The sequence below is a fragment of the Enterobacter sp. UNJFSC 003 genome (assembly GCF_036903355.1).
GTDB lineage: Bacteria > Pseudomonadota > Gammaproteobacteria > Enterobacterales > Enterobacteriaceae > Enterobacter.
In genome coordinates this window covers 281,762-295,047 of sequence record NZ_JBAKHK010000001.1, presented here as the reverse complement: position 1 = coordinate 295,047, position 13,286 = coordinate 281,762, and the positions used below count along the sequence as shown (strand labels likewise).

Here is a 13,286-nt window from a genome sequence, read left to right as displayed (position 1 = left end):
CTTATTGACGACGCGCCTGCACGTCGGCATGGTGACGTTTTTCACCGATCATGACCACAATCAGCAGCAGAACCGCCATCACACTTCCGCCAATCATGACCATAAAGCCGCCGTCCCAGCCGAAGAAGTCGACGGTATAGCCCACAATGGCGCTTGCCGCGACCGAACCACCCAGATAGCCGAACAGACCGGTAAAGCCTGCGGCGGTACCTGCTGCTTTTTTCGGTGCCAATTCCAGAGCGTGCAGGCCAATCAGCATGACCGGGCCGTAAATCAGGAAGCCGATAACAATCATACAGGCCATATCCACACCCGGGTTACCCGGCGGGTTGAGCCAGTAAACGACGGTTGCGATAGTCACCAGGGTCATAAAGAAGACGCCCGTTGCGCCGCGGTTGCCCCTGAACACTTTGTCCGACATCCAGCCGCAAATCAGCGTGCCGGGGATCCCGGCGTATTCATAGAGGAAATAGGCCCAAGAGGATTTATCCAGGGCGAAGTGCTTCACCTCTTTGAGATACGTTGGTGACCAGTCGAGAATGCCGTAGCGCAGCAGGTAGACAAATACGTTCGCCACCGCGATGTACCACAGCAGTTTGTTGGGCAGCACGTACTTCATGAAAATCTGTTTTGCGGTCAGCTCTTCTTCATGCTGCTCGCTGTAATCGTCCGGATAGTCATTTTTATACTCTTCAATCGGCGGCAGACCGCAGGACTGCGGCGTGTCGCGCATCAGTGCGAAAGCAATCAGCGCCACCACGATCGCGCCAAAGGCTGGCATGTACAGTGCGGCTTTCCAGTCATTGAACCAGGCCATCCCCAGCAGGAATAGCAGTGGCGGAATACCGCCGCCCACGTTGTGCGCGCAGTTCCACACCGACACGATCCCGCCACGCTCCTTCTGCGACCACCAGTGCACCATGGTGCGTCCGCACGGCGGCCACCCCATCCCCTGGAACCAGCCGCACAGGAACAGCAGCACAAACATCACCGCGATACTGGAGGTCGCCCACGGCACAAAGCCCATAAAGAGCATGACCGCTGCCGCTAAAATCAGACCGGCAGGCAGGAACACGCGCGGATTCGAGCGATCCGACACAGATCCCATAATGAACTTGGAAAAACCGTACGCGATGGAGATCCCCGACAGCGCGAACCCCAGATCGCCACGCGAAAAGCCCTGCTCCACCAGATACGGCATTGCGAGCGCAAAGTTTTTACGCACAAGGTAATAAGCGGCGTACCCGAAGAAAATCCCCAGGAAGATTTGCCAGCGCAGGCGGCGATAAAGCGGATCTATTTCTGCCTCTGGCAGACGCGCCCGATGCGGCGCAGGTTTGAAGATACTGAGCATAACAGCCTCCGTGGCCTTGTAGTAAATGAGCAGGTGGCTCGCACCTGGTTCCAGAGGCGGGGATGTTAAGAAATCACAGTGATTGTTACTGTGAATCAACGCACAGATTGTTACAGAAATATGACAGAATGCGCAAAAAAGCGCATGAAATCACGTTTCACTTTCGAATTGAGCGCGTTTATGTTCGAAATCAAACAAACCACAAAATTGATGTGGCTAAATGGTAAAAAACGAACATTGAGGGATGACAATGACACTTCACGATCCTCGCTACAGCGATGTGATAATCATTGGTGGTGGCGCGACCGGTGCCGGGATTGCACGCGATTGCGCCCTGCGGGGCTTAAGCGTGACGCTGCTGGAGCGTCATGACATCGCGACCGGCGCAACCGGCCGCAATCATGGCCTGCTGCACAGCGGCGCGCGGTATGCGGTGACCGACGGTGAGTCAGCGCGCGAGTGTATTGCTGAAAACCAAATCCTCAAGCGCATCGCTCGCCACTGCATCGAGCCGACCGACGGCCTCTTTATCACCCTTCCCGAAGATGACCTCGCCTTTCAGCACACCTTTATTGCCGCATGCGGCTCAGCGGGCATTCAGGCTGAGGCCATTGATCCCGCGCTGGCGCGTCGTTTAGAACCCTCGGTAAACCCTGCCCTGATCGGCGCGGTGAAGGTCCCGGATGGCACGGTTGACCCCTTCCGCCTGACGGCCGCCAATATGCTGGATGCCCGGGAGCACGGCGCGCGGATCCTGACCGGGCATGACGTCACCGGGCTTATCCGCGAAGGCAATACCGTCTGCGGCGTGCGCCTTTTCGACACCCGTTATAACGAACACAGCGAGCTGTTTGCCGCCGTCGTCATTAACGCGGCGGGAATATGGGGTCAACGCATTGCCGAATATGCTGACTTATCCGTTCGCATGTTCCCGGCCAAAGGCTCTCTGCTGATCCTGGATCATCGCATCAATAACCATGTGATTAACCGCTGCCGCAAACCGTCTGACGCCGATATTCTGGTGCCGGGCGACACCATCTCGCTGATTGGCACCACGTCAACCCACGTGGATTACAGCGAGATTGATGACAACAGGGTGACGGCAGAAGAAGTCGACATTTTGCTGCGCGAAGGGGAAAAGCTGGCACCGGTAATGGCGCAGACCCGTATCCTTCGCGCCTACGCGGGCATACGCCCGCTGGTTGCCAGCGATAACGACCCGAGCGGACGTAACGTCAGCCGCGGCATTGTGCTGCTCGATCATGCTAAGCGCGACGGAATGGAGGGGTTTATCACCATTACTGGCGGCAAGCTGATGACCTACCGTTTGATGGCGGAATGGGCTACCGATGCCGTCTGCCGCAAGCTAGGGAATACCGAACGGTGCGTCACGGCGGAGCAGCCGCTGCCCGGCTCGCGCCAGTCGACCGAGAAAACGCTCCAAAAGATCATCTCACTCCCCGCACCTCTTCGCGGCTCGGCCATTTATCGCCACGGCGACAGAACTCCGACCTGGCTGGGCGAAGGCCGACTTAGCCGTAGCCTGGTGTGCGAGTGCGAAGCGGTGACGGCAGGTGAAGTGCAATATGCCGTGGAGAACCTGACGGTAAAAACTCTGCTCGATTTACGCCGCCGCACGCGCGTCGGAATGGGAACCTGCCAGGGGGAGCTGTGCGCCTGCCGCGCTGCCGCGCTACTACAACGTTTTCATACCACCACCGCCACGCAGTCGCTCGATCAGCTTAGCGATTTTTTGAATGAGCGCTGGAAGGGCATTCAGCCCATCGCCTGGGGCGATGCCCTGCGCGAAAGCGAGTTTACCCGCTGGGTTTACCAGGGGCTCTGCGGTCTGGAGAAGGAGCAACACGATGAAATTTGATACCGTGATTGTCGGCGGCGGGCTGGCGGGCTTGCTGTGCGGCATCAAACTCACGAAGCAGGGCCTGCGCTGTGCCATCGTCACCCGTGGCCAAAGCGCCCTGCACTTCTCTTCCGGCTCGCTGGATTTGCTGGACGACGCCTGGCGCGATGCGCTCCCCCCAGAGCATCCCTATCGCCTGACGGGTACAGAGAATATTGAACGCTTTGCCCATGAAGCCGAAGCGCTGCTGGCGGAGTGTGGCGCGCGATTGCAGGGCAATGCCCAACACAATCACCAGCGCGTCACGCCGCTCGGCACCCTGCGCTCCGCCTGGCTCAGCCCGGAAGAAGTGCCCATTTCGCCGTTCAACGAGAAGCCTGTGCTGGTGGTAGGGATCAGCGGTTTTCTTGATTTCCAGCCCCATCTCGCCGCGGCATCGCTCTGCCGACAGGGGGTTAACGCCGAAACGGCGGAAATTGACCTGCCTGAGCTTGACGTCCTGCGCGATAACCCGAGCGAGTTTCGCGCGGTGAACATTGCCCGGCTGCTTGATAACGAAGAGAAGTGGCCGCTGCTGTATGAGGCGCTGAAGCCATTGAGTGCGAAATACGACACGCTATATATGCCAGCCTGTTTCGGCCTGACGGATAACCGGCTCTGGCGCTGGCTGTCGGATCGCCTCCCCTGCACGCTTGGCCTGCTGCCGACGCTTCCGCCTTCCGTGCCCGGCATTCGTCTTCATACCCAGCTTCAACGCCAGTTTATTGCCCAGGGCGGCGTATGGCTGGCGGGTGACGAAGTCAAAAAAATCACCCTGACCGAGGGCGATTTCAGCGATGTATGGACGCGTAACCACGGGGATATCCCGCTTCGCGCGCGTTACACGGTGCTGGCAAGCGGCAGTTTCTTCAGCAACGGATTACTGAGCAGCCGCGAGGGTATCCGTGAGGCCATTTTGGGGCTGGATGTCAGACAAAGCGCTTCCCGCGCGGACTGGTATCAGAGTGATTTCTTCAGCCCGCAGCCCTGGCAGCAGTTTGGGGCGATCGTTGATACGCAGCTGCATCCGCAGCTTTCGGGTCGCCCCATCGACAAACTCTATGCCATTGGCTCCCTTCTCGGCGGATACGATCCTATCGCCCAGGGGTGCGGGGGCGGCGTGTGCGCCATCACGGCGCTGTATGTGGCAGAGCAGATTTGCCAGCGCACGGAGGCTCATCCATGAACGATACCCGTTTTGAAAGCTGCATTAAATGCACGGTCTGCACCACGGTCTGCCCGGTCAGCGGCGTGAACCCGCGTTACCCTGGCCCCAAACAGGCCGGGCCGGACGGCGAGCGCCTGCGACTGAAGGACGGCGCACTGTACGACGACGCGCTGAAATACTGCATCAACTGTAAACGCTGCGAAGTCGCCTGTCCGTCGGATGTCAAAATTGGTGATATTATCCAGCGCGCCCGGGCGCGTTACAGCACTCAGAAACCGTCGCTTCGCGATGCGATCCTCAGCCATACCGATCTGATGGGCACCGTATCGACGCCGTTCGCCCCGCTGGTGAATGCCGCGACCTCTCTCAGACCGGTGCGCCAGCTGCTGGATGCCACGCTCAAGATTGACCATCACCGCAGCCTGCCCAAATATTCTCACGGTACCTTCCGCCGCTGGTACAAATCCGTGGCGGCAGAACAGGCACAGTTTGCCGATCAGGTGGCCTTTTTCCACGGCTGCTATGTGAACTACAACCACCCGCAACTGGGTAAAGACCTGCTGAAGGTGCTTAACGCCATGGGAACAGGCGTTCAGCTGTTGAATAAGGAGAAGTGCTGCGGCGTACCGCTGATTGCCAACGGGTTTACCGATAAAGCGCGCAAGCAGGCAAAAAGCAACGTCACGTCACTGCGGGAAGCCATTGTCGATAAAGGTATTCCGGTGCTGGCGACCTCGTCCACCTGCACCTTTACCCTGCGCGACGAGTACCCGCATCTGCTGGACGTGGATAATACCGGCCTGCGCGAGCACATTGAGCTAGCGACGCGCTTCCTGTGGCGCAAACTGGATAGCGGGCAGACATTGCCGCTAGGGACATTACCGCTGAAAGTGGTGTATCACACGCCGTGTCATATGGAAAAAATGGGCTGGTCGCTCTATACGCTTGAACTGCTACGGTTGATTCCGGGCCTTGAGCTGACGGTGCTGGATTCGCGCTGCTGCGGGATTGCGGGAACCTACGGCTTTAAGCGTGAGAACTTCGAAACCTCACAGGCGATTGGCGCACCGCTGTTCCGCCAGATTGAAGAGAGCGGCGCGGATATCGTGGTGACCGACTGTGAAACCTGCAAATGGCAGATTGAGATGTCCACCCGCAAGCGTTGCGAGCATCCCATTACCTTACTGGCAAAAGCGCTGGGGTAAGCATTGCCGGGGCTTTCCCCCGGCAAATGATTACTCAACGAACAGCGACTCGACGACGTTAATCCAGCCGTGCTCGCTGGCAACCTCTTTTCCGTTCAACCAGCGGCGCAGCATGTTCAGCGCCATCATGGCGCAGACTTCCTGACGCACCGCCAGGCTGTGCCGGGTGATGCTCATTCTGACGCGCAGCGCGTGCGTACCTTCCGGCGTCGCGAGGGCAAAATTAAGGTGCTCACCATCTACGCCACCGACGGCAAGCGCCAGCCCGGCAAAATGGTTCACCCTGCGCTCGGAGGCCCAGCGGGCCGTCTGTGCCAGCGTCTCCTGCTGGAACGGCACGACTTCGCTGGCCAGCAGTGGCGCACCGACACGTGACAACTGCAGCGCCAGCAGCCCGCCGGTGAACTGTTCACTTAAGGTCACGCTTAGCTGTCGCGCCTGCAGGTGTTGTGCAATCTGCGCAGGCAACCCTTCCGTACCTTCGAAGATCAGACTTTCGCCTGCCACACGCTGCACTTCCGGCCACAGCGCCAGCATTGCGGCTTTCTGCGCGGCTGGCCCGGTCAGTTTAAGTTCAATAATCGGCATCGATGAGCGATAGCCCATCGACACACCCGGCGGAAGCTGCAGATGATCGAGGCTCTGCGCCAGATCGCTTTCAGAGCGGCCAAAGGTGGTCAGGCGCAGGCAGAGCGGCGGTTCAGGCAGCGTAAAACGTGCGCGAAGGCGCGGCAGAATTTGCTGCTCCACCATCACTTTAAATTCAGAGGGAACGCCGGGCGTGAAGAACATCAGACAGCGATTCAGCTGGACGGCAAACCCGCAGGCGGTGCCAACCGGGTTATCAACCAGCTCTGCGCTGGCGGGAATTTCAGCCTGCTTGCGGTTGCTGGGTGCCATCACGCGGCCACGCTCGGTAAAGAAGCGCGCCATCTGGGCCAGCCACTCTTCATGCATCACCAGCCCTTCGCCTTTCGCCGTCGCGGCGGCCAGCGCGCTGAGATCGTCGCTGGTGGGACCCAGGCCGCCGTTCACAATCAGCACGTCAGCGTGCTCGCTGCGCTCGCGCAGAATATTCACCAGCGACTCAAGATTGTCGCCTACCGTATTGCGGCGCGTTAACGGTAATCCCTGCTCAAAGAATACATCGGCAAGCCAGGCAGCATTGGTATCAATTATTTGCCCATGCAGCACTTCGTCGCCAGTGGATAACATTTCCACGTTGATCATTGCGTTCTCCCACTTCTATGGTCGCAACACTATAGCGCATATGGAATCGGCGAGGAGAAAGAAACTGGCGCGACAGACGCCGCGCCGAAGAGATTAGAAGCCAGCGCTCACGCCCACGTACGGGCCGTCGGCCAGCGCGTTATCGCGGTTGCCGTCTTTACCGGCCAGGTTCAGATAGCGGTAGCCTGCCTCAATGGTGATTGGGCGCATAATCGTCCAGCGTGCACCGGCGTTGGCTTCTTCATAGCTTTCGATTCCGCTGGAGAGAGAATCCGGAGAGTAGTAGTACTCGCCAAACAGGCCGAAGCTGTCGCCGATTTTCCACTGCAGACCGCCGCCAACTGCCGCTGCATAGCCTTCATCACCGTCATTCGGGTTGGTGTAGATGCCTTTACCGCCGACGGTCGCCAGGAATGGGCCAAGAGGAACATTCAGACCGAGACCGAGGCTTGCCGCATCGCCGTCGTCGTCGTTATGCGTCCAGCCCCCGGTCATCGCCAGCCCGGAGGTCTCCGTGCCGAGGCCAAAGCCCAGGTGGGTATAGTCCTGACCCGCCGAGCCGTTAACGCTAATGGCGTTCGCCGCCGAAGAAACAACCATCAGGCCTAAGCCCATTAATGCCACTTTTTTCATTGTCGTGATCCCGCACAATTTATTTAGATTTGTCCCAAAACCGCGAGATTTTAACCTGAGTCCTGGTGGGATCAAGCACTCTGCGTGCGCCAGACAATAAGTTTGTAACTATTTGAAACCACGGCAGGTACGGCTATCCCCTCAGTGAGGTATTCACCCACTGCTGCAACGCCCGACGCGAGATCTTAATCCCGCCATTTTTTAGCGCAGTCGGTAAGACCAGCCAGCGCACAGGTTGCTGAAAACGTGCCAGTTTATCCCTAAACCAGTTGGGGAAGTCGGTAATATCCGTTCCTGGTTCACACTCGACTACCGCGACAGGACGCTGGCCAAACTCGGCATCGTCCAGCGGGACAATGAACACCTGGCTTATCCTCGGATGGGTGGCAATCACCCGCTCAAGTTCTTCCGGCTGGATCCCTTCTCCACCGCTAAAAAAGAGATTATCCATACGCCCGAGGATCGTCAGGCGACCCTCACGCAGTTCACCGCGATCGCGGGTGGTAAACCAGCCCTGGGCATTCGTAAGGGGGAGCAACGCCCCGTCCCGCCAGTATCCGGCGGCCATGCTGTGCGCCTTAAGCCAGACTTCCCCTTCCACCACATGCACCTCTCTGCCCGGCAGCGCAGAGCCCACATCAGGCGCCCCGTCAGCCTCTTTGGCACAAACGGTAGAGGCAAACTCCGTCAGGCCGTAGCCGCAAAAGGTACGAATACCCCGCTCGCGCGCCTTTTGCGTGAGCTCAACGGGGATGGACGCGCCGCCAAGTAACACGGCTTTCAGGTCAATCTGGTTTTCGGCATTAAGCAGTCGCCAGAGCTGGGTGGGTACCAGCGAGGCGTGAGTACAGCCCATCAGCGCCTGCTCCAGCGGCTGTTTACTGCGCACGGTTAAGCGCGCGCCGGCCTGCAGCCAGCGCCATAAAATCCCCTGACCGGAGACATGAAAAAGCGGCAGCGACAGCAGCCAGTCATCCTCGTCGCCGTAGGGCATCAGCGCCAGGACCCCTTGCGCGCTGGCAAGATGCGCCGCACAGCTATGGACCGCAGCCTTAGGCAAGCCGGTGGAGCCAGAAGTTAAGGTCATGGACGCGAGCCGCTCCGGCCGCCACGTCACGCCACATCCCCCCGGTTGCGCGCGCATGCTCAGCGCAGCCAGGCCGTCATAGTGGCCGTCCAGCACCAGCGCGAAACGCAGCGTCATCTGCGGAAGAAGCACGTCGAGCAGCGGGCGCGGCAGCTGCGGGTTAACCGGCAGGATGCGCGCTCCACACTGTAGCAGCGCCAGCCATGCCAGCAGGGTCTCCGGATGGTTATGGGCGAGCAGCATCACGCCGTCGCCCTCTTCAACCCCCTGATGCTGAAACCCGGCGGCAAGACTGTCGATACGCGCGCACAGCTGCTGCCAGGTGAGTATTTCCTCATTCATCCGTAGCGCGGGTTTATCGGCGCACCGCGCGCGCCATTGCCGCCACGGCCAGTCGGTAAAACTCATAGCATCGGCTCCAGCGCCTCAACGCTGAGGCACGGCAGCGCGCTGTTCGGCCACTGGCGAATGAGCTGGGACTTCATCAGGTTCAGCGTGTCGAGACCGGGGACGGTATTTGGCGTCAACCACGCGGCGATGCGCGCCAGCTGCGTTAGCCCGAGGCTTGACTCAATCGAAGAGCTGATCACCGCCGTCAGCCCCAAAGCATGCGCCGCAGCAACCTGTTCACGCACCTTTTCGAGGCTACCGGTCAGCGTCGGTTTAATCACTACTGCGCTCACGCCCGGCTCGGCAATAAACGTGAAATCAGGCTCCCGCAGGCTTTCATCCCACGCAATGGCAATACCCGTTTCTCGGGCGAAAGCGCGAGAGTCATCGCGGGTTTTGCACGGCTCTTCCAGGAAGGCAATGCGGCTGCGATACGCCGGGTTGACGTACTTCGCAAACTGCTGGGCCTTTAGCGGCGTCCAGGCACGGTTAGCATCCAGCCGCAGATGCAGATCGGGAATGGCTTCCAGCAGCAGGTTCGCCACCATCCCGTCGCGCACCGCTTCGTAGAGACCGACTTTAATTTTCGCCACTTTCTCGCCGGGTATGGCGGAAAGCAGCGCGAACAGTTCGTCAGGATCGCCCGTACAAAGCGGTGCCGCTCGGTAATTGGCCGCCTCGGGTAGGCTGCCGTCAAGCTCCGCCAGCGCGCAGCTGATGCCAAAGGCCACGGAAGGCAACTCTGGCAGCGGCGGGTTTTCCCCGTCACGCCATTCGGCTGTACAGGCGAGCAGGGCCGATTGCGCCTCATCCAGCGACTCCTGGCTAAAGCCCGGCAGGGGCGCGATCTCGCCCCAACCTTCCCGATCGCCCTGCTGAAGCTGAACGAAAAATCCGTCACGGGTTTTTAACCGCCGTTCACGCAGCACCACGCCCGCGTCCATCGGTATCTGCCAGCGGTAAACCTGCGCGCGACGCATTACGGGTTCCGTTTGTATTTGCTGAAGTCGGGCTGGCGTTTTTCATTAAACGCGTTGCGCCCTTCCTGACCCTCTTCGGTCATGTAGAACAGCATCGTCGCGTTACCTGCCAGCTCCTGAAGACCCGCCTGACCGTCGCAGTCTGCGTTCAGCGCCGCCTTCAGGCAGCGCAGCGCCATTGGGCTGTTCTGCAACATCTCACGGCACCAGCGCACCGTCTCTTTTTCAAGGTCGGCATTGGGCACAACGGTGTTGACCAGGCCCATGTCCAGCGCTTCCTGCGCGTTGTACTGACGGCAAAGGAACCAGATTTCACGGGCTTTTTTCTGCCCCACGATGCGCGCCATGTAAGAGGCTCCCCAGCCGCCGTCGAAGGAGCCGACTTTCGGGCCGGTCTGGCCAAAGATGGCGTTCTCGGCGGCAATGGTCAGGTCACACATCATGTGCAGCACGTGACCGCCGCCGATGGAGTACCCCGCCACCATGGCGACAACCGGCTTTGGACAGGTGCGGATCTGACGCTGGAAGTCGAGCACGTTCAGGTGATGGGTGCCTGAATCGTCCTGGTATCCGCCATAGTCGCCACGGACCTTCTGATCGCCACCGGCACAGAAGGCTTTATCGCCTTCACCGGTCAACACGATCACACCAATATTGTCGTCGTAGCGCGCATCCGCCAGCGCCTGAATCATCTCTTTGACGGTCAGAGGACGAAATGCGTTACGCACCTGCGGACGGTTGATGGTGATTTTGGCAATGCCGTCAGCGGATTTGTGGTAACGAATGTCGGTGTAGCCTTCGGAGCAGTCTTGCCATTCAACCGGTGCATACAGCATGTGTTCATCAGGATAGATCATGGAGTGTCCTTTATTCGAAGACGCAGTATCTGCGCCAGACTCGCGGCAACCGCAGCGGGATTTTCCCGGTGGGCGTTGTGTCCGGCATGAGGAATGATATGGCGCACAGCATTCAGCTCGGCGGCAACGGCCGCAAACTTTTTATCCCGTTCGCCATGGAGATAGTAAAAAGGAAAATCGCGCGCGCCGAGCGCCGCACGTAAATCAGGCTGTACAGCCAGCGAGGTGGCCTCCAGCATAGTCGCCAGATTCGCACCATTGTTTTGGCTGCGAAGCACAGTGAGCTCACTGCGCTGTGTCTGCGTAAGAGATGCAAATACGGGCTGTTGGTACCAGTCGGCAAAAACGTGACTCAGAGGTTCTGTGCGAAAGCGCGTAGCCCAATGATTGTCGGATGTGCGCCGCATCTTACGCGCATCGGCATCCTGTAGTCCCGGATGCCCCCCTTCCACGACGATGCCGCATAGCCCTTTCGGCTGCTGGCAAGCGTGAAACATCGCAATGCGGCCACCGAGGGAGTACCCCACCAGCCAGAAGTTAAGTATGTTGTAACTAAGCAAGGTTCGGGCGAGCACATCGCTGACGTCAGTAAACCCAGATACCGTTATTCCGGCAGAACTCCCGTGCCCCGGTAAATCAAGATACAGTCGCGGGTACTCACTCAACAATGCCCCGACCGACTGCCACTCACGACAATCGCCGGAAAAACCGTGCAAAAAGACCAGCCAAGGATTGCCCGGCTTCCCGGCCTGATGCACGCCCGCGAGGATCACAGGTGGCTCACCTGCGCCAGCAGATTTTGCAGCGTCTGCGCGCCGTCAGCATCGTTTACCACCAGCTCAATCAGCGTTGCGCCCGGCTGTCGCCAGGCGGTACTCAACACCGCGTCGAGGTCATCCCAGCTTTCCGGACGATGGTATTTCAGGCTGAACATCGCAGCAGCATGCTCGAATTGCACGTTCTGCGGCATCAGATAAAAACGCTCGCGTTCGCTCTGCGGCGTCGGCAGCAGGGAGAAAATCTGCCCGCCGTTGTTATTGACGACGATCAGCACAAAGGGGGCCGAGACCTGGCGCAGCAGCGCAAGCGCGTTAAGATCGTAGAGCGCGGAGAGATCGCCCACAATGGCCAGCGTGGACTTGGCGCTGGCGCGCTGCACGCCTGCCGCCGTGGAGATCAGCCCGTCGATACCGCTGGCCCCCCGGTTACTGTAAACCGGATATCCGGCTGGCAGCCTGGAGAAGGCATCTATCAGACGCACCACCAGGCTATTACCAACAAACAGCTGCCCTTGTTCAGGCAAATAGTGACGGATGCGGTGCGCAAGCTCCGCTTCACCAAAACCTTCGCACTGCGCTTTCGTGAGCTCCCACGCCTGGCGCGAAAGTTCCGGGATCTCAACCGCCCAGGGCTTGCGTTTTTCGGCCGGATGCAGATCCAGCCAGGCATCAATCTCGCTCACCAGTCGACGACCACGATGGTGTGCCGGATCGAGCCGCCCTTCCAGCGGATCGACCAGCCAGTACTCTTCGGGTTTGCAGGTCGCCTGCCACTGAAGGAGACGCTTACCGGTAAGGCTGGAGCCTATCTGGACAACAATCTGCGCCTGGGCCAACTCAGAGACAGCTTTCGCGTTGCCAAGCCAAAGGTCGGCGCACGGCAGCGGCTGACCGGTCTGGGAGAGTACGTCACCCATCAGCGGCCAGCCGAGCGTTTGCGCCCATTCGGCGACCCGCTTTCCTTCGGTGGCACTCATGCGCCCGGCGATAACGACGCCGCGCTTTTGCCGCCAGAAAAACCAGTCTCGCTGTTTGGCACTCTCCAGATGAATTTGCTCACGCAGCCAGGGTTTTTCACTCTTCCACCAGTCGCCGAGCGCCTGTTGCCATTCAAGACCCGTGTCGTCCATTTCACCGTACAGCGGCTCGGCAAAGGGACAGTTGATATGCAGCGCACCGCTGCGCAACGTGCCCATCGCATGATCGAGCGTAGAGACCAGCCAGCTTGCGGGAATATCCTGGGTGGGACGCGGTAATGCAATCGCCTGAGCGGGATGTGAGGCAAAAATATTCGGCTGGCGGATCGCCTGATTGGCACCGCAGTCGATTAATTCGGGCGGGCGATCTGCGGTCAGCAGGATCAGTTTTTCACCGGTTAGCCCGGCTTCAATAATGGCCGGATACAGGTTTGCCACCGCGGTACCGGACGTGACAATCACCGCCACGGGTTCTTTACTGACTTTCGCCAGGCCTAAAGCCAGATGGCCCAGACCGCGCTCATCAAAATGGGTGTGATGAATAAAGGACCGGTTTTCCGCCGCCGCCAGCGTCAGCGGTGTCGAGCGAGAGCCCGGGGCAATACACACGTGCCTGACGCCATGGCGAGTCAGGGCTTCAAGGATCACCGTCGCCCAGCGTCGGTTAAAAGAACTTACTGACATGATATTGTCCGGTATCAAGATTGCGACACAGTATAAATAATA

Annotated in this window: 11 protein-coding genes; 3 read left to right on the top strand and 8 right to left on the bottom strand. The window is 59.3% G+C overall.

Going from position 1 to position 13,286, the window contains the following annotated elements:
• Nucleotide 1 precedes the first annotated feature (1 nt).
• Nucleotides 2-1,354, bottom strand: a complete 1,353-nt coding sequence (gene glpT / locus V5P19_RS01360) for a glycerol-3-phosphate transporter (protein ID WP_334399407.1) — start codon at nt 1,352-1,354, stop codon at nt 2-4.
• 250 nt (nt 1,355-1,604) lie between these two features.
• On the opposite strand from glpT, the gene glpA reads away from it, so the two are divergent.
• From glpA to glpC, 3 genes are read left to right on the top strand one after another with little or no spacing between them, the layout of a single operon-like run.
• Entirely contained in the window at nt 1,605-3,233 is a 1,629-nt protein-coding gene (glpA, locus tag V5P19_RS01355) for an anaerobic glycerol-3-phosphate dehydrogenase subunit A (RefSeq protein ID WP_334399405.1), read from the top strand.
• Entirely contained in the window at nt 3,223-4,440 is a 1,218-nt protein-coding gene (gene glpB / locus V5P19_RS01350) for a glycerol-3-phosphate dehydrogenase subunit GlpB (protein ID WP_334399403.1), read from the top strand. Before glpA ends, glpB begins: the two co-directional genes overlap by 11 nt.
• Nucleotides 4,437-5,627, top strand: coding sequence for an anaerobic glycerol-3-phosphate dehydrogenase subunit GlpC (gene glpC / locus V5P19_RS01345; protein WP_334399401.1), 1,191 nt, complete (start codon nt 4,437-4,439; stop codon nt 5,625-5,627). The genes glpB and glpC overlap by 4 nt, the downstream gene beginning before the upstream one ends.
• Nucleotides 5,628-5,657: 30 nt before the next feature.
• Here glpC and V5P19_RS01340 read toward each other — a convergent pair whose 3' ends face one another.
• The 7 genes from V5P19_RS01340 to menD all read right to left on the bottom strand — a co-directional run bounded on the left by V5P19_RS01340 (nt 5,658) and on the right by menD (nt 13,244).
• Complete coding sequence (locus V5P19_RS01340) at nt 5,658-6,857, bottom strand: nicotinamide mononucleotide deamidase-related protein YfaY (RefSeq protein WP_334399399.1); 1,200 nt, start codon at nt 6,855-6,857, stop codon at nt 5,658-5,660.
• A 93-nt stretch (nt 6,858-6,950) separates the two neighbouring features.
• Entirely contained in the window at nt 6,951-7,490 is a 540-nt protein-coding gene (locus V5P19_RS01335; RefSeq protein ID WP_334399397.1) for a YfaZ family outer membrane protein, read from the bottom strand.
• A gap of 133 nt (nt 7,491-7,623) precedes the next feature.
• On the bottom strand, nt 7,624-8,985 hold the full coding sequence (gene menE / locus V5P19_RS01330) for an o-succinylbenzoate--CoA ligase (protein ID WP_334399396.1): 1,362 nt from the start codon (nt 8,983-8,985) through the stop codon (nt 7,624-7,626).
• On the bottom strand, nt 8,982-9,947 hold the full coding sequence (gene menC / locus V5P19_RS01325) for an o-succinylbenzoate synthase (protein WP_334399395.1): 966 nt from the start codon (nt 9,945-9,947) through the stop codon (nt 8,982-8,984). The genes menE and menC overlap by 4 nt, the downstream gene beginning before the upstream one ends.
• Nucleotides 9,947-10,804 (bottom strand): 1,4-dihydroxy-2-naphthoyl-CoA synthase, encoded by an 858-nt coding sequence (menB, locus tag V5P19_RS01320; protein ID WP_334399394.1) that lies wholly within the window; start codon nt 10,802-10,804, stop codon nt 9,947-9,949. Before menB ends, menC begins: the two co-directional genes overlap by 1 nt.
• Entirely contained in the window at nt 10,801-11,577 is a 777-nt protein-coding gene (menH, locus tag V5P19_RS01315; RefSeq protein ID WP_334399392.1) for a 2-succinyl-6-hydroxy-2,4-cyclohexadiene-1-carboxylate synthase, read from the bottom strand. Before menH ends, menB begins: the two co-directional genes overlap by 4 nt.
• Nucleotides 11,574-13,244, bottom strand: a complete 1,671-nt coding sequence (menD, locus tag V5P19_RS01310; protein WP_334399390.1) for a 2-succinyl-5-enolpyruvyl-6-hydroxy-3-cyclohexene-1-carboxylic-acid synthase — start codon at nt 13,242-13,244, stop codon at nt 11,574-11,576. Before menD ends, menH begins: the two co-directional genes overlap by 4 nt.
• Between the last annotated feature and the right edge of the window lie 42 nt (nt 13,245-13,286).